This is a genomic window from Variovorax sp. YR634 (assembly GCF_900106655.1).
Lineage (GTDB): Bacteria > Pseudomonadota > Gammaproteobacteria > Burkholderiales > Burkholderiaceae_C > Variovorax.
In genome coordinates, this window is the sequence record NZ_FNOL01000032.1 from 21374 (window position 1) to 44409 (window position 23036).

General features: G+C 66.1%; 23 protein-coding genes and 1 tRNA gene. 11 read left to right on the forward strand and 13 right to left on the reverse strand.

Annotation, left to right across the window (positions count from 1 at the left end):
* Positions 1 to 50: 50 nt before the first annotated feature.
* Complete coding sequence (locus BLV60_RS31505; protein ID WP_093059426.1) at positions 51 to 1283, forward strand: helix-turn-helix domain-containing protein; 1233 nt, start codon at positions 51 to 53, stop codon at positions 1281 to 1283.
* Here BLV60_RS31505 and BLV60_RS31510 read toward each other — a convergent pair whose 3' ends face one another.
* From BLV60_RS31510 to xylF, 4 genes are all read right to left on the reverse strand, one after another.
* Positions 1284 to 2438 carry an ROK family transcriptional regulator gene (locus BLV60_RS31510; protein ID WP_093059348.1) on the reverse strand — a complete coding sequence of 385 codons (1155 nt, stop codon included), beginning with the start codon at positions 2436 to 2438 and terminating at the stop codon, positions 1284 to 1286.
* Positions 2439 to 2445: 7 nt separating this feature from the next.
* Positions 2446 to 3243, reverse strand: a complete 798-nt coding sequence (locus BLV60_RS31515) for an ATP-binding cassette domain-containing protein (RefSeq protein WP_093059350.1) — start codon at positions 3241 to 3243, stop codon at positions 2446 to 2448.
* Position 3244: 1 nt separating this feature from the next.
* Positions 3245 to 4435, reverse strand: coding sequence for a sugar ABC transporter permease (locus BLV60_RS31520; RefSeq protein WP_093059352.1), 1191 nt, complete (start codon positions 4433 to 4435; stop codon positions 3245 to 3247).
* Between the two features lie 119 nt (positions 4436 to 4554).
* The gene (xylF, locus tag BLV60_RS31525) at positions 4555 to 5577 is read right to left on the reverse strand and encodes a D-xylose ABC transporter substrate-binding protein (RefSeq protein WP_093059354.1); all 1023 of its coding nucleotides are present in this window, start codon (positions 5575 to 5577) and stop codon (positions 4555 to 4557) included.
* A 264-nt stretch (positions 5578 to 5841) separates the two neighbouring features.
* Here xylF and BLV60_RS31530 point away from each other — a divergent pair, with 264 nt between their 5' ends.
* Positions 5842 to 6117: a hypothetical protein gene (locus tag BLV60_RS31530; RefSeq protein WP_093059356.1), complete on the forward strand. Its 276-nt coding sequence runs from the start codon at positions 5842 to 5844 to the stop codon at positions 6115 to 6117.
* Positions 6118 to 6154: 37 nt separating this feature from the next.
* Here the strand turns inward: BLV60_RS31530 and BLV60_RS31535 are convergent, their stop codons facing one another.
* Positions 6155 to 6655: a ferritin-like domain-containing protein gene (locus tag BLV60_RS31535; protein ID WP_093059428.1), complete on the reverse strand. Its 501-nt coding sequence runs from the start codon at positions 6653 to 6655 to the stop codon at positions 6155 to 6157.
* A gap of 460 nt (positions 6656 to 7115) precedes the next feature.
* On the reverse strand, positions 7116 to 7880 hold the full coding sequence (locus BLV60_RS31540) for an SDR family oxidoreductase (protein WP_093059358.1): 765 nt from the start codon (positions 7878 to 7880) through the stop codon (positions 7116 to 7118).
* Between the two features lie 134 nt (positions 7881 to 8014).
* On the opposite strand from BLV60_RS31540, the gene BLV60_RS31545 reads away from it, so the two are divergent.
* Positions 8015 to 8941 carry a LysR family transcriptional regulator gene (locus BLV60_RS31545; protein ID WP_093059360.1) on the forward strand — a complete coding sequence of 309 codons (927 nt, stop codon included), beginning with the start codon at positions 8015 to 8017 and terminating at the stop codon, positions 8939 to 8941.
* 78 nt (positions 8942 to 9019) lie between these two features.
* Positions 9020 to 10045 carry a Bug family tripartite tricarboxylate transporter substrate binding protein gene (locus tag BLV60_RS31550; RefSeq protein ID WP_093059362.1) on the forward strand — a complete coding sequence of 342 codons (1026 nt, stop codon included), beginning with the start codon at positions 9020 to 9022 and terminating at the stop codon, positions 10043 to 10045.
* Between the two features lie 6 nt (positions 10046 to 10051).
* Here BLV60_RS31550 and BLV60_RS31555 read toward each other — a convergent pair whose 3' ends face one another.
* Both BLV60_RS31555 and BLV60_RS31560 read right to left on the reverse strand, forming a co-directional pair.
* The gene (locus tag BLV60_RS31555; RefSeq protein WP_093059364.1) at positions 10052 to 10375 is read right to left on the reverse strand and encodes a DUF1840 domain-containing protein; all 324 of its coding nucleotides are present in this window, start codon (positions 10373 to 10375) and stop codon (positions 10052 to 10054) included.
* Positions 10376 to 10386: 11 nt separating this feature from the next.
* The gene (locus BLV60_RS31560; RefSeq protein ID WP_093059430.1) at positions 10387 to 11655 is read right to left on the reverse strand and encodes an SAM-dependent methyltransferase; all 1269 of its coding nucleotides are present in this window, start codon (positions 11653 to 11655) and stop codon (positions 10387 to 10389) included.
* 131 nt (positions 11656 to 11786) lie between these two features.
* Between BLV60_RS31560 and BLV60_RS31565 the strand changes: the two genes are divergently transcribed.
* The 6 genes from BLV60_RS31565 to BLV60_RS31590 are packed head-to-tail and all read left to right on the forward strand — an operon-like array spanning position 11787 to position 18724.
* The gene (locus BLV60_RS31565; protein ID WP_093059366.1) at positions 11787 to 14171 is read left to right on the forward strand and encodes a bifunctional salicylyl-CoA 5-hydroxylase/oxidoreductase; all 2385 of its coding nucleotides are present in this window, start codon (positions 11787 to 11789) and stop codon (positions 14169 to 14171) included.
* A gap of 1 nt (position 14172) precedes the next feature.
* A complete protein-coding gene (locus BLV60_RS31570; RefSeq protein ID WP_093059368.1) occupies positions 14173 to 14652 on the forward strand; it encodes a MarR family winged helix-turn-helix transcriptional regulator in 480 nt (159 codons plus the stop codon).
* Entirely contained in the window at positions 14649 to 15503 is an 855-nt protein-coding gene (locus BLV60_RS31575; RefSeq protein WP_093059370.1) for an enoyl-CoA hydratase family protein, read from the forward strand. Before BLV60_RS31570 ends, BLV60_RS31575 begins: the two co-directional genes overlap by 4 nt.
* Positions 15504 to 15507: 4 nt before the next feature.
* Positions 15508 to 16701, forward strand: coding sequence for an acyl-CoA dehydrogenase family protein (locus BLV60_RS31580; RefSeq protein WP_093059372.1), 1194 nt, complete (start codon positions 15508 to 15510; stop codon positions 16699 to 16701).
* 5 nt (positions 16702 to 16706) lie between these two features.
* Positions 16707 to 18329: an AMP-binding protein gene (locus BLV60_RS31585; protein WP_093059374.1), complete on the forward strand. Its 1623-nt coding sequence runs from the start codon at positions 16707 to 16709 to the stop codon at positions 18327 to 18329.
* Positions 18326 to 18724, forward strand: a complete 399-nt coding sequence (locus BLV60_RS31590) for a RidA family protein (protein WP_093059376.1) — start codon at positions 18326 to 18328, stop codon at positions 18722 to 18724. Before BLV60_RS31585 ends, BLV60_RS31590 begins: the two co-directional genes overlap by 4 nt.
* Here the strand turns inward: BLV60_RS31590 and BLV60_RS31595 are convergent.
* Entirely contained in the window at positions 18711 to 19694 is a 984-nt protein-coding gene (locus BLV60_RS31595; RefSeq protein ID WP_093059378.1) for a GlxA family transcriptional regulator, read from the reverse strand. The genes BLV60_RS31590 and BLV60_RS31595 overlap by 14 nt on opposite strands.
* Positions 19695 to 19804: 110 nt before the next feature.
* Between BLV60_RS31595 and BLV60_RS31600 the strand changes: the two genes are divergently transcribed.
* Positions 19805 to 20455: an HD domain-containing protein gene (locus BLV60_RS31600; RefSeq protein WP_093059380.1), complete on the forward strand. Its 651-nt coding sequence runs from the start codon at positions 19805 to 19807 to the stop codon at positions 20453 to 20455.
* A gap of 114 nt (positions 20456 to 20569) precedes the next feature.
* On the opposite strand, the gene BLV60_RS31605 is transcribed toward BLV60_RS31600, so the two are convergent.
* The 4 genes from BLV60_RS31605 to rpsD all read right to left on the reverse strand — a co-directional run bounded on the left by BLV60_RS31605 (position 20570) and on the right by rpsD (position 22912).
* Positions 20570 to 20646 (reverse strand) — tRNA-Met (locus BLV60_RS31605).
* An 18-nt stretch (positions 20647 to 20664) separates the two neighbouring features.
* Positions 20665 to 21063: a 50S ribosomal protein L17 gene (rplQ, locus tag BLV60_RS31610; protein ID WP_093059382.1), complete on the reverse strand. Its 399-nt coding sequence runs from the start codon at positions 21061 to 21063 to the stop codon at positions 20665 to 20667.
* Positions 21064 to 21156: 93 nt separating this feature from the next.
* Complete coding sequence (rpoA, locus tag BLV60_RS31615; RefSeq protein ID WP_093059385.1) at positions 21157 to 22146, reverse strand: DNA-directed RNA polymerase subunit alpha; 990 nt, start codon at positions 22144 to 22146, stop codon at positions 21157 to 21159.
* Positions 22147 to 22288: 142 nt separating this feature from the next.
* Positions 22289 to 22912, reverse strand: a complete 624-nt coding sequence (gene rpsD, locus BLV60_RS31620; RefSeq protein WP_009124826.1) for a 30S ribosomal protein S4 — start codon at positions 22910 to 22912, stop codon at positions 22289 to 22291.
* Between the last annotated feature and the right edge of the window lie 124 nt (positions 22913 to 23036).

A 23036-nucleotide genomic window follows, 5' to 3' on the forward strand; every position in this document is an offset into this window, starting at 1 on the left:
CATTCAGCGTTGGTCCCGGACTCGGTCCCTTGCGGGAGGCAGCGAACACCATGGCCCTCGACGGAAGAAGAATCGGCACGGCGGATGCGCCGCGCCAACTCTTTGCCAGCACGCCCGCGCAGCGCGTGGCGCTCGCGCGGCAGCAGTTCTTCGAGGAAGGCGTGCGCCCCTCGGGCCTCGTCGGCGAGGCGGTGATCCAGTCGTGGATGCGCTGCAGCCGCACGCACACCGACCGCCAGCGCATCGTGCCCTTCGACGCGGTCACGCCGAGCCGGCTGCACGCCACGCTCGCGCGCAACCGCGAACTGCTCGAGGTGGCACGGCAGGAGCTGGTGCAGATGGAGCACGCGCTCGCGGGCACCGACTGCCGCGTGATCCTCACCGACAGCGAGGGCGTGCTGGTGCACGTCACGCAGCAGCCCGCCATGGCGCACCAGCCGGTGCTGTGCAAGACCGCGCGCGTGGGCGTGAACATCTCCGAGCGCATCGTCGGCACCACGGCACCGGGCATCGTGGCGAGCACCGGCCAGGCCTGCACGGTCAACGGCGCGGAGCACTACTTCGACGTGCTGTGCCAGATGCAGTGCGCGGCAGCACCGATACGCGACGTGACGGGGCAACTGGCCGGCGTGCTCGACCTCACAGCGGAGGCGCGGCGCTTCGGCTTCGATGCGGCATCGATGGTGGCGCTCTATGCCACGACCATCGAGAACCGGCTGCTGCAGGCGCAGTCGCGCGACCACCTGATCCTGCGCTTCCAGGCCAGCCCCACTCTGCTGGGCACGCCGCTCGAAGCGCTGGCCGGCATCGCGCCCGACGGCACGATCGCGTGGCTCAACAACGCAGGTGCGCGGCTGCTGGGCCGGCTGCCCGAAGCGGCGGACGAGCGCGATGTCGAATGCCTGCTGGGGCACGACCTTGCGAGCCTGCTGCGCCTTGGGCGGCGTGAGGCGGCGCAGCCGCTGCGGCTGGCGAGCGGGCTGGGCGTGTGGGTGCAGGCGCGGCTGAAGGGCGCGGATGGCGCGGACTTCCGGCATGCGGTGGCGATGCCCGGCGAAGCCACGCCGCTGGCCATCGAGCAGGATGCGCAGATGCCTGCTGCCGAAGCCTGCGAGCCCGAGCTCCATGCCGAGACAACGCTGCGCGAGCACAGCCGCAAGCTGATCGAAGAAACGCTAGTGGCGCACGGCGGCAATGTGTCGCAGGCGGCGCGGCAGTTGCGCGTGTCGCGCGGCACGCTCTATCGCCGGCTGCGCGGCTGGAAAGAAGACGCCGCGGACTGATCAGGCCGCGGCGCGGGCCAGCGCACGCGCGCGACGCGCCTTCGCATCGGGCTGCAACGGCCGCAGGTATTCGTGCAGCGCGAGCGCGGCTGCACCCACCGCAGGCGCCAGCGCGCCGTAGCGCGCGGTGCGCAGGTCGGGCGCGGGCATGCCGGCATCGTCAGCGTGGCGCTTCATGCTTTCGAACGCCGCTTGCGCAAAGCCGCGATGCTCGGCGCACGCCTTGCCGCCGAGCACGATCGCGCGCGGGTTGAACGTGACCCACAGGTTCTGCAGCAGCACGCCGAAGAAGGCGGCGGCGCGCGGCAGGTCGACCCCCTTGCGCTCCAGCACGCGCGAGCCGAAGAAGGCCTCGGCGCAACCGCGTCGGCCGCACGAGCACAGCGGCCCGTCGAGTTCAAGGATGGTGTGGCCGATCTCGCCGGCCATGCCCTGCGCGCCGGTGAAGAGCCGGTCGTTCAGCACCACACCGGCGCCCACGCCGACGTCGCAGTTGACGAAGACCAACGGGTCTTCGCCCTCGCCCGCCGCGAACTCGTATTCGCCAAGCGCGGCGGCATCGGCGTCGTTCTGCAGTTGCACGGTCACGCCAGGCAGGCCAATGGCGGCAAAGGCTTTTTCGAGCGCGGGCAGCAGGCTCACGTTGCGCCAGCCGAGGTTGGGCGCGAAGCGAACCACGCCGGTGCAGTCGTCCACCGCGCCGGGCACGCACACGCCGATGCTCGACAGGCGCAGGCCCAGTTGCTCCAGCTGCGCATTCGCGGCGGCCGCCATGCGCGCGACCTGCGCGCACACGCCGGCCGGCGAGCCGTCGGTGAGTGCGTGGGTGTTCGAGTGAAGCACCTCACCCTGCAGCGAGACGCACACGAGGCGCACGGTCTCTACCGCAATCTCCACGCCCATCAGCGCGCGCACGCCGACATTGATCTGCAGTGGCGTCGAAGGCCGGCCGAGCCCGTCGGCCACGGTGGCGCCGGCCTCGCTGAGCCAGCCTTCGTCGATCAGCTCGCGCACCAGCAGGCTCACGGTCGACTTGGTGAGGCCGCTCTCGCCGGCCAGCCGCGCGCGTGACAGGCCGGGCTGCGCGCGCAGCAGCCGCAGCAGCACGCTGCGGTTCATGCGCTTGAGCAGTTGCTGGTCGCCTATCGTCTTCACGACAACATCAGGCGAGCGCGGCAGTGTCGGCGTGATGGGCCTGCTCCTTGCCCTCGGGCCGCTTGCCGGCAATGATCATTCCGAGCACTTCGTCTTCGGTCACGTCGGCGGTGCGGTAGGTGCCGACCAGCTTGCCGTTCTTCATCACCGCGAGGCGGTCGCTCAGAGAAAACACGTCGGGCATGTCGTGCGTGATGAGGAAGATGCCCACGCCATCGGCCTTGAGCTGCTTCACGAGGCCGCCGACCATCGCGGTTTCTTCCGGCCCGAGCGCCGCGCAGGGCTCGTCCATGATGAGGATGCGCGCGTTGAAGTACAGCGCGCGCGAGATCGCCACCACCTGCCGTTGCCCGCCCGAGAGCCTGCGCACCGGCACGCGGATGTTGGTGAAGTTCTTGTTGAGGCGGTGGAACACCTTGCGCGCCTGCACTTCCATGAAGTGATCGTCGAGCGTGCGCCACGGGGTCATCTTCTCGCGGCCGAGAAAGAGGTTCGACACCGAGTCGAGGTTGTCGGCCAGCGCGAGGGTCTGGTAGATGGTCTCGATGCCCTGGCCCTGCGCTTCGGCGGGCGTGCGGATGTTGACCTTCTCGCCCGCGATCAGCGTGTCGCCGGAGTCGATGGGGTAGGCGCCCGCGAGCATCTTCATCAGCGTGGACTTGCCGGCGCCGTTGTGGCCCAGCAGCGCGACCACTTCGCCGGGGTAGAGATTGACGCTCACGCCGTCCACGGCCTTGACGCCGCCGAAGGCCTTGCGGATTTCGCGCAGTTCCACCAGGGGTCTGGAGGTGTCGATGTCTGCCATTTCAGTTCTCCCCAAACTTGCGGCGATACAGCACGTCGAACACCACGGCCACGATCAGCACCTGCCCGATGATGACCATGCGCTTGCCGATGGGCACGTCGAGCAGCAGCATGCCGCTGTCGAGCGACTGCATGATCAGCGCGCCCAGGACCGACCCGAAGATCGAGCCGCTGCCACCCGCGAGCGCCGTGCCGCCGATGACGGCCGCCGCGATCACGTACAGCTCCATGCCCGTGCCCAGCGAGTTGGTGCCCGCGTTGAGCCGCGCGATCGACACGATGGCCGCAATGGTGACCAGCACCGCCAGCAGCGCGAACAGCATCAGCGTGACGCGCTTGACCGGAATACCCACCAGCGCCGCAGCGTCGGGATTGCCGCCCATCGCGAACACATAGCGCCCGAAGCGCGTGCGGTGCACGATGAACGACAGCACGATCGCCACCACTGCCCAGATCAGCACCGGAATCGGAATGCCCTGCGGCTCGCTCTTCGACGAGATCTGGTAGTTGTTCATGACCCATGCGAAGGCGATCACCACCGCCACCGGCACCGCGGTGATCAGCACGTCGAGCCACAGCGCCTCGGTCGGTATGTCGTAGCGCTGGCGCGCGCGGCGCTTTTGCAGCATGCGCCCGAACAGCACCAGCGCCACGATGGCAGCGAGCACCCAGCTCGCGGTGACGCCGATGCCGCCGTCATAGCCGCCGCCCAGGCGCTGGAAGAATTCGTCGTTCACCGGCTGCGTCTTGCCGTCGGCCACCAGGAAGGCCGCGCCGCGAAACGACATGAGGCCGCCCAGCGTGACCACGAACGACGGCACGCCGAGCACCGCCGTGAGCCAGCCCTGGTAGATGGACACCAGCAGCGCCACCGCGAGCCCCGCGAGGCAGGCCGTGGGCCACGACCAGCCCGAGGTGTATTGCAGGTACGCGATCAGCACGCCGACGAAGCCCATCACCGAGCCGACCGACAGATCGATGTGGCGTGCCACGATGACCAGCACCATCACGGTCGACACGATGCCGACCACGGCCGTCTGCTGCGCGACGTTGTAGAGATTTTCGGGCGACAGAAACACGCCGCCCGACATGACGCTGAACACCACGGCCATCACGGCCAGCAGCACGCACATCAATATCAGCCGCAGGTCGATGCCCGTGCGGCGCCACCAGCCCGGTGTTGGATTGCTCATTCTTGAAACCCCCAGGGACTACAGGTGCGCAACCTGCCCTGGCCAGGCCCGTGATGGGCCGGCCCGAGGCGGCAGCGTTGCGCGGATGGACGCGCGACCGGCGCGTCCGTTGCTACGGCTTACTTGCAGGCGGCGGGTGCGCTCGCACCCGAGGCGCCCTTGCAAAGCTCGTCCTTCTTGATCCAGCCGGCCTTGACGACCACGTCGAGGTTGTCGCGCGTGATCGGCACCGGCGTCAGCAGGCGCGAGGACAGCGAGATCTTCTTGGCGCCGCCGGCCCACGGCGCGGCCTTGTCTACCGGCTTGCCGGCGGCCAGCGCCACGGCGGCGGTGGCGGCTTCGCGGCCGAGTTCGCGCGAGTCCTTCCAGATGGTGGCGGTCTGCGTGCCCAGCGCGATGCGGTTGAGCGCCGCGAAGTCGGCGTCCTGGCCCGACACCGGAATGCCGCGGATGCCCTTGGCCGTGAGCGCAGCCACCGCGCCGCCGGCCGTGCCGTCGTTGGCCGCGACCACCGCGTCGACCTTGTTGCCGTTCTTGGTGAGGATCTGCTCCATGTTCTTCTGCGCGACCTCGGGCTTCCAGCCTTCGGTGTATTCGTCGCCGACGATCTTGATGTCGCCCTTCTTGACGGCGGCGTCGAGCACTTCCTGCTGGCCTGCGCGCAGGAAGTCGGCGTTCGGGTCGCTCGGCGAGCCCTTGATGATCACGTAGTTGCCCTTGGGCTTGACCTTGAAGACTTCGCGCGCCTCCATGCGGCCGACCTCGACGTTGTCGAAGGTGATGTAGAAGACGCCGGGCGCCTCGATCAGCCGGTCGTACGCCACCACGGGCACCTTCTGGCGCGTGGCCTTGGTGACGGCGGGCAGGATGGCGTCCTTGTCCATCGCCAGCACGATGAGCGCCTTGGCGCCCTTGGACATCAGGCCCTCGATGTCACCGAGCTGCTTCTCGGGCGAGCCGCCCGCATCGGCACTGATGTACTTGGCGCCGAGCTTCTCCAGTTGGGCCTTGATGGCGGCCTCGTCGGTCTTCCAGCGTTCTTCCTGGAAGTTCGACCAGCTCACGCCGACCACGGTCTGCGCCATCGCGCCCACGGCCGTGAGACCGAAGGCCATGGCGGCCAGGGTGTGTTTCAGTTGCATCGATGTCTCTCCAATGTTGGTGCGCCCCGCAGGGATCAGCCGTGTAAGAAATTAGTTAGTTTGAAGGGCGAACTAACTATCCCATCGCGGCGGGACTCTGGGCATCCGGGAATTCCCGGAGCGCATTGCGACCCTTGTCGCGGGATGCGGTCCTACGTTGCGGGCGTGTGCGGCCCGGTATCTTTCGCATCCCTCCCGCCCAGCGGGAGGCCTTATTCCGAACGCTCTCCCGACCTTTGTCGCCGATGAACAAGGAGACAAAAAATGCTCACAGACATGCTCATGCTCAGGCAGATTGCCGCCACGCGGCTACCCATGGTGATGTCCTCGCGCAAGGACATCGATGAAGTCCTGAAACTGCGCGCGGCCGGACTGGTGCTCGCGCTGGTGCCCTCGGCCGCGGACATCGCGAAGATGCCGGGCCTGCGCGTGGTGCAGGTGCTTGCCGTCACGCAGAAGGGTTTCGAGGCGCTGCAATGCGTGCGCTATCCGGGCGAAGGCGCGCGCGAAAAAGGCCGGGAGGTCCCGGCCTTTTCGTGAGGCGCCGCGAGATCGGCGCGAATCCGATCAGCGCGAGTTACTCACGCGCACGCGCGGCATTGCGCAGGTCGCGGATCTGGTCGTGGTTGCGCTGCGCGCCCTCGGCCTGCATTGCGATCACGCCGCGCACGTCGGCCGGCAGGTTCTGCTTCATCGCCTTGCGATAGCGTGCAACCGCCGCGTCTTCGCCGCGCTCGCACGACTCCAGGATCGAAAGCTCGCTGTTAGCGCCCAGCGATCCCTTCACGTGCACCCAGCCGCGGTGCAATGCGCCGCTGGTGGTGCCGCCGGAGGCCGGTGTGCCGCCGTAGGTGGTGACGAGCGCGATCAGTTCGGCACCGGCCTTCCTGCATTGTTCTGCGCGGCTGGCAAACAGCTGCTTTGCCGCAGGGTCCTTCACTTCTTCGGCGCAGGCGCGAAAGCCGTATTCGCCGTCACGCGAATTTTCGAGCAGGTCGTTGAGCACGTCCACGACCTCGTCGTTGGCGAGGATAGGGCCTGTGTTCAGGGTGTCTGTGGTTGCTTCGGTGTATGCCATGTCGGGGTCCTTTCGTTGCCCGTCTGTGCGACGGGCCGGGTCTGCAGGGTTCAGCCTTGCCTCTGCTTTCATTGATTGCTCTGGCGGCTGAGCGAAGACCCATGGTTGAAAGATCGACAGCGCCGCCGCGTCGTCACATCGGGCGACCCTGCGTAGGCGAAGGACGACCCGCTCCGGTGTCTTCACTGCGTGCAGACGCTGAGCGCAGACGCGCGGGAAAACTCTGGGGAAAGTTTTGGCACAAGGAGCCGGTTGTCCACAGCCGGCCCGATCGCCCTTAAGTTGTTCCTCTTTCGAGGCAGCCCCGAAAGCAGAGGTGCGCACAGTGAAGCAGGCAGCACAAGTCGTTGTCAGCCATGGAAAAAAGCGCAGTTTCCACAGCAGGGGTTTACCCTTATCTACTACTATCTTTAATAAGAGAAATAAGTAGAGAAGAAGGGACCGGCCTGGCGAGCAACAGTCAGGCCGCGAAGCCGCCGTCGATGTTCAGGCTGGCACCGGTCACGAACGCCGCTTCGGGGCTGGCCAGGTAGCCGACCATGCCGGCGATTTCTTCCGGATGGGCATGGCGGGCCAGCGCCATCAGGCCGTGCATGGCGGCAGCGTTGGGGCCGTCGACCGGGTTCATGTCGGTGTTGACCGGGCCGGGCTGCACGTTGTTGACCGTGATGCCGCGCGGGCCGAGGTCGCGCGACAGGCCCTGGGCCATGCCGACCAGCGCCGACTTGCTCATCGCATAGGCGCTGCCGCCCGGCCAAGGCATGCGCTCGGCGTTGGTGCTGCCGATGTTGATGATGCGGCCGCCTTCGCCCATGTGGCGCGAGGCCGCCTTGGCCGCGACGAACACGGCGCGCACGTTGACGTTCAGCGTCTTGTCGAAATCTTCGAGCGAGAAGTCGTCGAGGGTGCCACCGAGGAACACTCCGGCGTTGTTCACGAGGATGTCGATCTTGCCGAAGGCGCGGGCCGCTTCGTCGATGCCGGCGGTGAGCGCGGCAGCGTCGGCGCTGTCGATCTTCAGCGCGAGGGCGCGGCCGCCTTCGGACTGGATGCTGCGCACCAGTTCGTCGGCCGGGGCGGCCGAGCTGGCGTAGCTGAAGGCCACGGCGGCGCCGTCGCGCACCAGGCGCCGCACGATGGCGGCGCCGATGCCGCGCGAACCGCCGGTGACGAAGGCGACCTTGCCGGCCAGGACGGGGGAAGAAGAAGCAGTGCTGGAAGTCATGATTTTTCCGATCAGTTGAAGGAGGACGGGAGAAAGAAGACCTTCAGTGTCGGCATTTCATTCCCTCGGCGGTAGCCATCAATTGGCGCAATCAAATTCAACCCAAAGTTGAAGATGAGAAAGACAATGCGGCCATGGAACCGCTCAATCACCTCGAATCCTTTGTGCAGAGCGCGGAGGGCGGCAGCTTCTCGGCCGCCGCCCGGCGCCTGGGGCTGACGCCGGCCGCGGTCAGCAAGAATGTGGCGCGGCTCGAGGCGCGGCTGGGAGTGCGGCTGTTCCAGCGCAGCACGCGCAGCCTGACGCTCACCGAGGGCGGCGAGCGCTTCCTGGCGCAGATCGGCCCCGCGCTGGCCACGCTGCAGGAGGCCGTGGCCGGCATCGACACCGACGACGGTCAGCCCGCCGGCACGCTGAAGGTGAGCATGGGCCAGGCCTTCGGGCGCGAGCACGTGCTGCCGCTGATGGGCGACTTTCTCGCGCGCTACCCGGCCATCCTGCCGGACTGGCATTTCGACAACCAGCAGGTCGACTTGGTCGGCGAAGGCTTCGACGCGGCCATCGGCGGCGGCATCGAGCTGTCGGCCGGGCTGGTGGCGCGGGAGCTGGCGCGCATCCACGTGGTGGCGGTGGCGTCGCCGCGCTACATGGAGGGACGCAAGCGGCCGCGGCACCCCTCGGATCTGGTGGAACTCGACACCCTGCTGCGCCGCTCCTCGCCCACGGGGCGGCTGCGCAGCTGGACGCTGCGGCAGGCACGCGGAGAGGAGGTCACGGTCGATCTGCCCCGGCCGCGCGCAATCTTCAACGACCCCGAAGCCATCGCGCACGCGGCGCTGATGGGGCTGGGTGTGGCGATGCTGCCGATGCCCTTCGTGGAGCGCGGGCTGCGCAGCGGCGAACTGCTGCGGCTGCTGCCCGAATGGCACCAGGACGCGGGCGCCGTGTGGCTCTACTACCCGAGCAAGAAGCTGCTGCCGCCGAAGACGCGCGTGTTCATCGACTTCGTGCTCGAGCGTTTTCGCAACGAGCGGTTTGCGCAGCGGATGCAGGTGGCCTGAGCCGACCGTGCGTCGACCCACCGGCTCACGGGGTTTTCACTCGCGACGCCCGCGGCGCGCACCTGTACAAACGCGCGCATGACTTCTTCTTTCTCTCTCTTCAAGCCCAGTCGCCGCACCGCGCTGGCCGCATCCGTAGCCACCGCCCTGACCCTGATGGCCGCCCCTTCGTGGGCCCAAGGCACCTGGCCGACCAAGCCGGTGCGCATCGTCGTGCCGTTTGCAGCTGGCGGCACCACCGACATCCTGGCGCGCGCCGTCGCGCCCGAACTGTCGAAGGCCTTCGGCCAGCAGTTCATCGTGGACAACCGTGCGGGCGCGGGCGGCAACGTGGGCGCCGAGATCGTGGCGCGCGCGCCGAACGACGGCTACACGCTGCTGATGGGCACGGTGGGCACGCACGGCATCAACCGCGCGCTGTACCCCAAGCTGCCCTTCGACCCGATCAAGGACTTCGCGCCCATCACGCTGGTGGCCGCCGTGCCGAACGTGATGGAGATGAACGCCGACAAGGCCAAGACGCTGAACATCCGCAACGTGCAGGACTTCATCAAGTACGCCAAGGCCAACCCGGGCAAGCTGAACATGGCGTCGAGCGGCAGCGGCACGTCGATCCATCTCGCGGGCGAGCTGTTCAAGAGCATGACGGGCACGTTCATGGCGCACATCCCGTACAAGGGCTCGGGCCCGGCGCTGCTGGACATGGTGGGCGGCAACGCCGACGTGATGTTCGACAACCTGCCCTCGTCGATGGCGCAGATCAAGGCCGGCAAGCTCACGGCCCTGGCTGTGACGAGCGCGCAGCGTTCGCCTGCCCTGCCGGACATTCCGACGGTGGAAGAAGTGGGAGGCCCGTCGCTCAAGGGCTTCGAGGCGAGCTCGTGGTTCGGGCTGCTGGCACCGGCCGGCACCTCGCCCGAAATCGTGAACCGGATTCAGCAGGAAGTGGCCAAGTCGCTGGGCACGCCGGCCATCAAGGAAAAGATGCTCGCGCAGGGCGCGATTCCGAGCGGGAATTCACCCGCCGACTTCACGAAGCTCATTGCGAGCGAGCACGTGAAGTGGGCGAAGGTCGTCAAAGACTCAGGCGCGAAAGTCGACTGACGGACCTCAGGTCTTCCAGGTCACGTCTTTCTTCTCGGCCAGTGAATCCTTGAGCATGTGAAGCAGCGGGATTGCACGCTGGTGCAGCCCGACATGCTGCTTCTCGGCCTCGTTGGCGTGGCCTTCGACGGCGTAGTCGTCGTTGTTGTGGGCGTTGGAGCCCTCGCGCGCCAGCGCGGCTTCGATGGCCGCGATGGCGCCGGGGATCTGCTCGACCGTGATGATGCCTTGCGGGGCCGCCGACTTGCCGACGATGTCCAGCAACTGGCGCGCATGCACTTCGAGCATCACGAAGTCGGGGGAGGCTCGGGACTGGAATCGATAGAGCATGGTGTTTTCACTCACTTGTAGATGTAGTCACGGGCAAAAGGGTACACCGATTGCGCGCCGCGCAAAACGCCGTGCTCGACCTTGCCGTCGGGCCTGGTGGACAGCATCTGGTGCAGCGAGATCCAGCCCTGCTCGAAGCTCATGGCCGAGCCCGCGAGGTACAGGCGATAGGCCCGCAGCACGCGCTCGGCGTTCTCGGCCTGGCGGCCGCCGTTGCGCTGCAGCACCTCGCGAGCGGTGTCGAGCTGCGCCTCGAGTGCATCCGACCAGGCCCAGAGCGTGCGCGCATAGTGCGGGCGCAGGCTCTCGGTGTCGACCATCTCCAGGCCAGCCGCGGCCGTCTCGCGCAGCACGTGCGTCACGTGCAGCAGTTCGCCGCCGGGGAAAATGTATTTCTCGATGAAGTCGCCCATGCCGGCGCCCAGCTGGCGATAGTTGAGCTCGCCCGAGGTGATGCCGTGGTTCATCACCAGGCCGCCCGGCTTCAGCAGCGAATGGATCTTGCGGAAGTAGGTCGGCATGTTGGCCGCGCCCACGTGCTCGAACATGCCAACCGACGAGATCTTGTCGAAGGGCTGGTCGACCGACAGCTCGCGGTAGTCGCGCAGCTCGACGCGCACGCGGCCCTGCAGGCCCTTCTGCTCGATGAGCCGCTGCACGTAGGCATGCTGGTTCTTCGACAGCGTGATGCCGGTGGCGTCCACGCCGTAGTGCTCGGCCGCCCACAGCAGCAGCGCGCCCCAGCCTGAGCCGATGTCGAGGTAGCGCTCGCCCGGCTGCAGCATGAGCTTGCGGCAGATGTGGTCGAGCTTGGCTTCCTGCGCCTGCGCCAGCGTGAGGTCGGGCGTGCGGAAGTAGGCGCATGAATACACGCGGCGCGGGTCCAGCCACAGCGCGTAGAAGTCGTCGGAGACGTCGTAGTGGAACTCGATCTGGGCCGCGTCCTTGCGCAGCGAATGCGAACCATGGGACTTGGCCCGGTGCTGCAGGCGGCTCCACCAGCCGGTGTCGGTTTCGGCGGGGTTGCCGGGCAGCATGCCGACGGTGGCGTCGATCAGGTCGCGCATGGCGCCCTCGATCTGCACCTTGCCCTCGACATACGCCTCGCCGATGGCTCCCACCTGTCGGGCCGCCAGCTTGGCGAGCACCGTCCACTCCTTGAAGGCCAGGGTGACGCGGGCTCCCGCCTGGGCAACGCGCCTGCCATCTGGCAGCTCCAGCGCGATGGGGACAGGCAGCGAAGCCAGCTGCGACTCGATCTTGGGTATCAAGTTTTGCATGGGGCCCATGGTATTGATTTTTCCAAGTTTTTGCATGACTACCCGTGTCAGCGGCGGCCGCGAGCGGCACGCCGGGCGCCCGGTGCGAATCGGGATTGACATGAGATTGTTTATGTCTAAACTATTGAACCATGAACAGCATCAGCCCGCTCAAATCCGCTCCCGCTTCGGACCTCCAGCGCATCCTGTGCATTGGCGGGGGGCCGGCGGGTCTCTACTTCGCCCTGTTGATGAAGGCGCGCAACCCTGCGCTGCAGATCACCGTGGTGGAGCGCAACCGCCCCTTCGACACCTTCGGCTGGGGCGTGGTGCTGAGCGACCAGACGCTGGGCAACCTGCGCGCGGCCGACGCCGACACCGCGGCGCTCATCGGCAACGAGTTCCATCACTGGGACGACATCCAGGTGTTCTTCAAGGGCCGCCAGGTACGCTCGGGAGGCCACGGTTTCTGCGGCATCGGCCGCAAGCGGCTGCTGAACATCCTGCAGGAGCGCTGCCTCGCGCTCGGCGTCGATCTGGTGTTCGAGACCGACGCCACCGACGACCAGGCCATTGCCGCGCAGTACAACGCCGACTTGGTCATTGCCAGCGACGGCCTCAACAGCCGCATCCGCCAGCGCTACGCCGACGTGTTCAAGCCCGACGTCGATCTGCGCAACTGCCGCTTCGTCTGGCTGGGCACGCACCAGACCTTCGACGCCTTCACCTTCGCCTTCGAACAGACCGAGCACGGCTGGTTCCAGGCGCATGCCTACCAGTTCGACGACAAGACATCGACCTTCATCGTCGAGACGCCCGAGGCCGTTTGGAAGGCCCATGGCCTCGACCAGATGGAGCAGCCCGAGGCCATCGCCTTCTGCGAGAAGCTGTTCGCCAAGTACCTCGGTGGCCACTCGCTGATCAGCAATGCCACGCACCTGCGCGGCTCGGCCAACTGGATCCGCTTTCCGCGCGTGGTGTGCGAGCGCTGGACGCACCGCATCGACGTCGAAGGCCGCTCGGTGCCCGTGGTGCTGATGGGCGACGCCGCGCACACGGCGCACTTCTCCATCGGCTCGGGCACCAAGCTCGCGCTGGAAGACGCGATCGACCTGGCCAACGAATTCGCGCAGGGCGGCACGGTCGACCATGTGCTCGAAGGCTACGAAGCGCGCCGCAGCGTCGAGGTACTGAAGATCCAGAACGCCGCGCGCAACTCCACCGAGTGGTTCGAGAACGTGCCGCGCTACACCGGCATGGAGATCGAGCAGTTCGCCTATTCGCTGCTCACGCGCTCGCAGCGCATCAGCCACGAGAACCTGCGCGTGCGCGACACGCAATGGCTCGGCGGCTACGAGCAATGGCTTGCGGGCGGCAAGGCGATGGCGCCGATGCTCATGCCCTACAAGGTGCGCGGGCTTACGCTGAAGAATCGCATCCTGGTGTCGCCGATGGCCACCTACAGCGCGGTCGACGGCGTGCCTCAAGACTTTCTGCTCGTGCACCTGGGCGCGCGCGCTCTCGGCGGCGCCGCCATGGTGTTCGTCGAAATGACCAGCCCGACGCCCGAAGGCCGCATCACGCCGGCCTGCACGGGCCTGTACAACGACACGCAGCAGGCCGCGTTCAAGCGCATCGTCGATTTCGTGCACACGCAGTCGAGCGCAAAGATCGCCATGCAGCTCGGCCACAGCGGCCCCAAGGGCTCCACCCGCGTGGGCTGGGAAGGCACCGACGAACCGCTCGAAAGCGGCAACTGGCCGCTGCTGGCTGCGAGCGCGCTGCCCTACGGCGAACAGAACCAGCTGCCCGCCGCCATCACGCGCGCCGAAATGAACACGCTGCGCGACCAGTTCGTCGCCTCCACCCGTCGCGCCGTCGAATGCGGCTTCGACTGGCTCGAACTGCACTGCGCGCACGGCTACCTGTTGTCGGCCTTCATCAGCCCGCTCACCAATCTGCGCACCGATGAATACGGTGGCGACATCGAAGCGCGCTGCCGCTATCCGCTCGAAGTGTTCCGCGCCATGCGCGCCGTGTGGCCAGCAGACAAGCCCATGAGCGTGCGCATCTCCGCGCACGACTGGGCGCCCGGCGGCAACACCGATGCCGATGCAATCGTGATCGCGCGCCTCTTCAAGAAAGCCGGCGCCGACTTCATCGACGTGTCTTCCGGCCAGACCACGCGCGACGCGAAGCCGGTGTACGGCCGCATGTACCAGACGCCGTTCTCGGACCGCATCCGCAACGAGGTCGGCATCTCGACCATCGCGGTCGGCGCCATCACCGACGCCGACCAGGCCAACAGCATCATCGCCGCCGGCCGCGCCGACCTGTGCGCCGTCGCGCGTCCGCACCTGGCCGACCCGGCGTGGACGCTGCACGAAGCCGCCAAGCTGCAGAGCCGCGACGTCGACTGGCCCAAGCAATACCTGAGCGGACGCGACCAGATGTACCGCGAGATCGCCAAGCAGCAACAGCTCGCAGCGGCAGCGAATGCCGCGATGGCCGCCCAGAGCGGCGAGGAGACGCACTGACATGGACCTCGAAGCGCGCGCGCACAGCGAACACCCCGAAGCACTGCGGCTCTGGCTGCGGCTGCTCACCTGCACCCAGCTGATCGAGAAGCAGGTGCGCAACGAACTGCGCTCGCAGTTCGCCACCACGCTGCCGCGCTTCGACCTGATGTCGCAGCTCGAACGCTCGCCCGACGGTCTCAAGATGAACGAGCTCTCGCGCCGCATGATGGTGACGGGCGGCAACGTGACCGGCATCACCGACCAGCTCGTGACCGAAGGGCTGGTCGAGCGCATCAACGTCGAGGGCGACCGCCGCGCCTGGCGCGTGCGCCTCACGCCGCGCGGGCGCAAGCTCTTCAACGAAATGGCGCAGCAGCACGAAGACTGGATCGTCGAGGCCTTCGCGGGCCTCAGCGGCAAGGAGATCTCGCAGCTCCACAAGCTGCTCGGCAAGGTCAAGGAACACTCACACAACCAATTGATAGTGGAGACCGAATGAAGCACTACATCGGCGCAGGCAACCCCATGCGCGCGCAATTCGAAGCGAAGGCAGGCTACAAGGCCGAGCACTTCGCATGGAGCTACGAGGCCGGCGTCGGCACCGTCACGCTGAACCGGCCGGAGCGCAAGAACCCGCTCACGTTCGACTCGTATGCCGAGTTGCGCGACCTGTTCCGCGCGCTGAACTACGCGACCGACGTGAAGGCGATCGTCGTGACCGGCGCGGGCGGCAACTTCTGCTCTGGCGGCGACGTGCACGAGATCATCGGCCCGCTGACCGGCATGCGCATGCCCGAGCTGCTGGAGTTCACGCGCATGACGGGTGACCTGGTGAAGGCGATCCGTGCGTGCCCGCAGCCCATCGTCGGAGCCATCGACGGCGTGTGTGCCGGCGCCGGCGCGATGATCGCTCTGGCCTGCGATCTGCGCTACGGATCGCCCGCCACGCGCACTGCATTCCTCTTCACGCGGGTGGGTCTTGCCGGTGCGGACATGGGCGCCTGCGCACTGCTGCCGCGCGTGATCGGCCAGGGCCGCGCATCGGAGCTGTTGTTCACCGGCCGCGCGATGACGGCGCAGGAAGGCCACGCCTGGGGCTTCTTCAACGCGCTGCACGAAAGCGATGCGCTGCTCGAAGCCGCCACGAAGGTTGCGCGCGAGCTGGCCGAAGGCCCGAGCTTCGCGCACGGCATGACGAAGACCATGCTGTCGCAGGAATGGTCGATGACCATCGACCAGGCCATCGAGGCCGAAGCGCAGGCACAAGCCATCTGCATGCAGACGGAAGACTTCAAGCGCGCGTACGAAGCCTTCGCGGCCAAGCGCAAGCCGGTGTTCGGCGGAGACTGACGCGATGATGACCAAAGCACCCGCCCCGCCATCGACTGCGCACCTTGCGCTGCCGTTCTTCGACGATGCGCATCGCGCGCTCGCCGACGGCCTGCTGCCCTGGGCCGCTGCGCAAGAAGTCGACGAGCGCGATGACCGTGCCGCCTGCCGCGACTGGGTTCAGCAGCTCGGCGCCGGCGGCTGGCTGCGCTACTGCGTGCCGGGCACGTCCGGCGGCGCGCTCGAACGGCTCGACTCGCGTGCCCTCGTGCTGCTGCGCGAAACGCTTGCTTTTCACTCACCGCTCGCCGACTTCGCGTTCGCGATGCAGGGCCTCGGAAGCGGGGCGATCACACTTGCAGGCACGCCGGAGCAGCACGCCAACTACCTGACGGCGGTTGCCAAGGGCAGCAAGATCGCGGCCTTCGCGCTCAGCGAGCCCGAAGCGGGTTCCGACGTGGGCGCGATGGCCATGCGCGCCGAAGCAACCGCCGACGGCTGGAAGCTCAACGGCGAGAAGACCTGGATCAGCAACGGCGGCATCGCCGACTTCTACTGCGTCTTCGCGAAGACCGACCCCACCGGTGGCACGCGCGGCATCACGGCCTTCATCGTCGATGCAACGACGCCCGGCCTCGATACCTCCGCGCACATCGACGTGATGGCGCCGCATCCGCTGGCCACGCTGCGTTTCGAAAACTGCATCGTGCCGCACGCGGCGCAGCTCGGCGAGCTCAACGGCGGCTTCAAGCTCGCGATGCGTACGCTCGACATCTTCCGCGCTTCGGTAGCGGCTGCTGCGCTCGGCATGGGTCGTCGCGCGTTGGCTGAAGCCATTGCGCATTCGAAGAGCCGCCGCATGTTCGGCCAGGCGCTGGCCGACTTCCAGCTCACGCAGGCCAAGCTCGGCGAGATGGCAGCGCTGATCGACAGCGCCGCGCTGCTCACGTACCGCGCTGCGTGGATGCGCGACGACGCAGAGCAACGCGGTGCACCGGCAGTGGGCGACGTCTCTGCCGCAGCCGCAATGGCCAAGATGTGCGCCACCGAAAACGCAAGCCGCGTGATCGACATGTCGCTGCAGATGCACGGCGGCCTCGGCGTGAAGGTTGGCACGAAGATTGAAAGCCTCTACCGCGACATCCGCTCGCTGCGCATCTATGAGGGCGCGACGGAAGTCCAACAACTGATCATCGGTAAATCTGTTCTGCGGGGATAAACACCGTGTCTGCCCAAGTCGACCGCTTCGTTCACGACCGCCTGCCGCCTGCCGCGCAGCTGCCCGTCTTTCGCTACGAACTGCCCGAGCTGCAGTTGCCCGACCAGCTGAACCTGGTCGAGGAGCTGCTCGACAAGGCGGTGGCCAAGGGCCTCGGCGACAAGCCGATGCTGCGTTCGCCGCAGGGCACGCTGACGTACGCGCAAGCGGCCGTCGAGGTCAATCGCATCGCGCAGGTGCTGACGGAAGACCTCGGGCTCGTGCCGGGCAATCGCGTGCTGCTGCGTGGCGGCAACTCGGTGGCCATGGCGCTGTCGTGGCTCGCGGTGGTGAAGGCCGGGCTGATCGCAGTAGCAACGATGCCGCTGCTGCGCGCGAAGGAGCTGGGCGAGATCATCGAGAAGGCGCAGCCCGTAGCCGCGTTGTGCGATGGGCGCCTGCTCGACGAACTCGTGATCGCTCAGCAGGCACATCCGGTGCTCGCCAAGGTGATTGCATTCAACAAGCCTGAAGCGGATGACTCGCTCTCTGCACGCGCGGCGAAGAAGAGCGGTGTGTTCAAGGCCTGCCCCACGGCATCGGACGACATCGCGCTGCTGGCCTTCACTTCAGGCACCACGGGCAAGCCGAAGGCGCCCGTCACCACACACCGCGACGTGCTCGCGATGTGCGAGACCTGGCCGCGCCATGTGCTGCGCGCACGCAGCGACGACATCGTGGTGGGCTCTCCGCCGCTGGCCTTCACCTTCGGCCTCGGTGGGCTGCTGGTGTTCCCGATGTGGGCGGGGGCTTCGGTCTACTTTCCCGATGCGCCGTTCACGCCCGAGGGGCTGGTGAAGCTCATCAACGAAGTCGGCGCGACCATCTGCTACACGGCACCGACGTTCTATCGCCAGATGGCGCCGTTCGTGAAGCAGCACGGCATGCCCAGCCTGCGCATCAGCGTGAGTGCCGGCGAGGCCCTGCCCGACGCCACGCGCCAACTGTGGAAGGACGCCACCGGCATCGAGATGCTCGACGGCATCGGCGGCACCGAGGTGTTCCACATCTACATTTCGGCTGCGGGCGGCGACGTGCGCCGCGGCGCGGTCGGCAAGGCAGTGCCGGGCTTCACCGCGAAGGTGGTGGACAACGAAGGCAACGAAGTGCCACGCGGCACGGTCGGCAAACTCGCGCTGCAGGGCCCAGTGGGCTGCCGCTATCTCGACGATCCGCGCCAGGCCGACTACGTGAAGAACGGCTGGAACTATCCGGGCGATTCGTTCGTGCAGGACGACGACGGCTACTTCTTCTACCAGGCACGCGCCGACGACATGATCATCACGGCCGGCTACAACGTCGGCGGTCCGGAGGTCGAAGACGCGCTGCTCAAGCACCCCGCCGTGGCCGAGTGCGGCGTGATCGGCAAGCCCGATGCCGACCGCGGCATGATCGTGAAGGCGTTCTGCGTCCTGAAGCCCGGCAACGAGGGCAACGCAGCCCTCGTGAAAGCGCTGCAGGACCACGTGAAGGCGACGATTGCGCCTTTCAAATACCCGCGGGAAATCGAGTTCGTGCCGGTGCTGCCGCGCACCGAAACCGGCAAGCTCCAGCGATTCAAACTGAGACAACTCAACACAACATCATGATCCACAAACTCCTGCAGCCCGAAGGCTGGCTGCCTCCCAAAGGCTATGCGAACGGCGTTGCCGCGCGCGGCACGACGCTGTTCGTCGGCGGACAGATCGGCTGGAATGCGCAGCAGCAGTTCGAGTCAGACGACTTCATCGACCAATGCGGCCTGGCGCTGCGCAATATCGCCGAGGTGCTGCGCGCAGGCGGTGCGGGCCCTGAGCACATGGTGCGCATGACCTGGTACGTGACCGACCGCGACGAATACAGCAGCCGGCTCGCCGAGCTCGGCCCCGTCTACCGCGATGCGATGGGCCGCAACTTCCCGGCCATGACCTGCGTGCAGGTGGCGGCACTGGTCGAGCACCGCGCGAAGGTCGAGATCGAGGTGACGGCGGTCATTCCAGACTGACTGACGCCGCTCCGAAACGCTTGCGGTACTCCGCGGGCGTGATGCCGACCTGCCGCTGGAACGCGCGGCGCAGCGTGTCGGCATCGGCGAATCCGCATTCGTATGCCACCTGCTTGGGTGCCGCGTCTCCAGCCTCCAGCAGGCGGCGCGCGGCGGCCACGCGAACGCCTTCCACCCACGCTGCAGGTGTAACCCCGACCTCCTGCCTGAAGAGCCGCGCAAAGTGGCGTTCGCTGAGGCCCATGCGCGCCGCGAGATTCGCAACGCCGTGATCCTCGGCAGGGTTGGCCGAGATCCAGCGCTGGACCTCCTGAAGGGCCGAACGGCCGGTGGGCGCGGCCTCGCCCTTGCGGCTGAACTGCATCTGGCCGCCAGGGCGCTTGAAGAACATCACGAGCTGCGCGGCAACCTTCATGGCGATGTCGCGGCCGAGGTCTTCTTCCACCAGTGCGAGCGACAGGTCCAGGCCCGCCGTGACACCTGCGGCGGTGCGCAGGCGGCCGTCGCGCACGTGGATGGCATCGGCGTCGACGGTGACCGAAGGGAACTCCTGCGCGAGCTGGTCGGCAACGGCCCAGTGCGTGGTGACGCGCCGGCCGTTCAGGAGCCCGGCCTGGGCCAGCACGAAGGCGCCACTGCAGACCGAGCCGAAACGCCGCATCTTGGGTGTGAGTTTCCTCAGCCACGTGGTCACGTTGGCATCGGACACCGCGTCGGCCGCGTGCGGTGAGCCCGCGACGAGCAGTGTGTGAATGGGCTCGTCCATTGCATCGTCGATGACTGCATCGGGCATGAGCCGCACACCCGAGGAGCTGCGCACGGGCCCTCGCCGGGTTGCGATCACCTGCAGCCTGTAGGCCTGCGAACGGGCTTGCAGGTTGGCCTCCGCGAACACGTCGAGCGGGCCGGACACATCCAACAACTGGACGCCGGGCATGGCGAGGATGGCGACGGTCTTCGGAGCTTTCATGGATCTGCGGCGCTTTCGGACGGACAATGTCTGGATTCGCCGCTCTACGTCGATTGAAGCCATCACAGCCTACTCCTAAAGTTGTCTCAACTTCACAAGGAGAAATCCAAATGACTTTGACGACGACTGATATCGAAGGGGTGCGCATCCCCGACAGCAAGCTCGCACACGAGATCACGGAACTGGTTCGAGACACGGCCCCGCCGCTGCTCTTTCACCATTCGAGCCGGGTCTACTACTTCGGAGCGCTCGCCGGCAAGCGCCGCGGGCTGACCTTCGACCCGGAGCTGCTGTACGCCGGCGCGATGTTCCACGACATGGGACTCGTGAAGAAACACAGTAGCGCGCACGAGCGCTTCGAAGTCGACGGCGCGAACGTGGCGCGCGACTTCCTGTGCGGGCATGGAATCTCGAAGCAGGACATCGACCTGGTGTGGACCTCGATCGCGCTGCACACGACGCCGGGCATCCCGCAGCACATGCATCCGGTGGTGGCGCTGGTCACGGCCGGCGTCGAGATGGACGTGCTGGGCCTGACCTACAAGGAGTACAGCGAGGCCGAGCGCACGAAGGTCGTGCATGCGCATCCGCGCACCGAACACTTCAAAGAAGACATCATCCAGGCCTTCTACGATGGCATCCGGCACAAGCCGGAGACGACGTTCGGGAACGTCAAGGCGGACGTGATCGCGGACAAAGAGCCGCACTTCCACCGGGGCAACTTCTGCAGCGTAATCCGCTGCTCGGCCTGGCACGGTTAAGACTAGGCGAGCGCGCAAATTCCGGAAACAAAAAAGCCCTCTTTGCGAGGGCTTTTTCAATTCATTTACCGGCCAAGAAAAAAGGCCCTTTGAAATTCAAAGGGCCTTTTAAATTGGTTGCGCGAGCAAGATTTGAACTTGCGACCTTTGGGTTATGAGCCCAACGAGCTACCAGGCTGCTCCATCGCGCGGCAAGATGGAATTATAGCTTATTCAGCAGCGTTTTGCTCGGCTGCTTCTTCTTTAATTTCAGGACGGTCGACCAGTTCGACGAGTGCCATCGGAGCGTTGTCGCCCACGCGGAAACCCATCTTCAGGATACGGGTGTAGCCGCCCGGACGCGCGGCGAAACGCGGGCCGAGTTCGCCGAAGAGCTTGACGACGCTGTCGCGGCTGCGCAGGCGATCGAAAGCCAGGCGCTTGTTGGCCAGCGTGGGCTTCTTGGCGAGCGTGATCATCGGTTCGATGACGCGGCGCAGTTCCTTGGCCTTGGGGACCGTGGTCTTGATGACTTCGTGCTCGATGAGCGAATTCATCATGTTCTGCAGCATCGCAAGGCGGTGCGAGCTGGTGCGGTTGAGTTTGCGGAGTCCGTGTCCGTGACGCATGGTGCTTTCCTTTACTTTATAAAAACAGGCAGCCGTATCAGGTACTGCCCGGTGCACTGGCCTTTTTCAGGAGGCCTATTTCAAAAATTCAAATCAACGCTTGTCGAGACCGGCCGGCGGCCAGCTTTCGAGCTTCATACCCAAGGTCAGGCCGCGCGAAGCGAGGACTTCCTTGATTTCGTTGAGCGACTTGCGACCCAGATTCGGGGTCTTGAGCAACTCGTTTTCGGTGCGCTGAATCAGGTCACCGATGTAGTAGATGTTTTCGGCCTTCAGGCAGTTGGCCGAACGCACGGTGAGCTCGAGCTCGTCGACAGGGCGCAGCAGGATCGGATCGAATTGCTGCGCGCTGCGCGGTGCGGGTGCATCGAATGCAGCGAGTTCGCCGCCTTCGAGCTGCGCAAACACGGCGAGCTGTTCGACCAGGATTTTAGCCGATGCGCGTACGGCGTCCTCGGCGGTGATCGCACCGTTGGTTTCGATTTCAACCAGCAGCTTGTCGAGATCGGTACGCTGTTCGACACGGGCGCTTTCGACCGTGTAGCTCACGCGCTTGACGGGCGAGAACGACGCGTCGAGAACGATGCGGCCAATCGACTTGGTCGGCTCGTCGGCGTAGCGGCGCATCGTGCCGGGCACGTAGCCACGACCCTTTTCGACCTTGATCTGCATGTCGAGCTTGCCGCCTTGCGACAGGTGCGCGATCACGTGGTCAGGGTTGATGATTTCGACGTCGTGCGGGGTCTGGATGTCCGACGCCAGGACCGGGCCTTCGCCGTCCTTGCGCAGGCTCAGCGTGACTTCGTCGCGGTTGTGGAGCTTGAACACCACGCCCTTGAGATTCAGCAGGATGTTGACGACATCTTCCTGCACGCCGTCGATCGACGAGTACTCATGCAGAACGCCAGCGATCGTGACTTCGGTGGCCGAGTAGCCGACCATGGACGACAGCAGAACGCGACGCAGCGCGTTGCCGAGCGTGTGGCCGTAGCCGCGCTCGAAAGGTTCGAGCGTGACCTTGGCCTTGTTGGGGGCAAGTTGCTCGACCTGGATGGTCTTGGGTTTCAGCAGGGTGGTTTGCATGCAGACTTCCTCTCAATACCCCCGGCTCGTTACACCGGTAAGGCTGGTGAAGCACCTGATCCGCGACGAAGCGCGGAGCAGGAACGTGAACAACAATATCAATCTCCCGCCAGCGCAAAGACGCGCAAGCGGGTAGAAAAAATCAACGCGAATACAGTTCGACGATCAGCGATTCGTTGATGTCGGCGGCGAATTCGTCGCGATCGGGCACCTTCTTGAACGTGCCTTCGGCCTTGTCGGCATTCACGTCGACCCAAGCCGGGATACCGACTTGCTGGGCGAGTTGCAGCGCTTCGACAATGCGGTTCTGCTTCTTCGACTTGTCGCGCACGGCGATCACGTCACCGGTCTTGACCAGGTACGACGGGATGTTGACCGACTGACCATTCACCGTGATCGCCTTGTGCGACACGAGCTGGCGCGCTTCGGCGCGGGTCGAGCCGAAGCCCATGCGGTAGACGACGTTGTCCAGGCGCGATTCGAGGATGAACAGCAGGTTGGCGCCGGTGTTGCCACGGCGACGATCAGCTTCTTCGAAGTAGCGGCGGAATTGCTTTTCCAGCACGCCGTACATGCGCTTGACCTTCTGCTTTTCACGCAGTTGCAGGCCGTAGTCGGAAGTGCGCTGACCCGAGGTGCGACCGTGCTGGCCGGGCTTGGAGTCGAACTTGGCCTTGTCCTGGATCGAACGGCGGGCGCTCTTCAGGAACAGGTCGGTGCCTTCACGGCGGGAAAGTTTGGCCTTGGGGCCGAGGTAACGTGCCACGATTTTTCCTTTGTGTCATCTGCCGCAGTTGCCTGCGGGAGCCATCGGCGAAACGCGGATGGCGGTGGGCTTAGTTAAAAAACAAATGCGCAGCCGCTATTCAAAGCTGGCTGCGCCTTGCGGA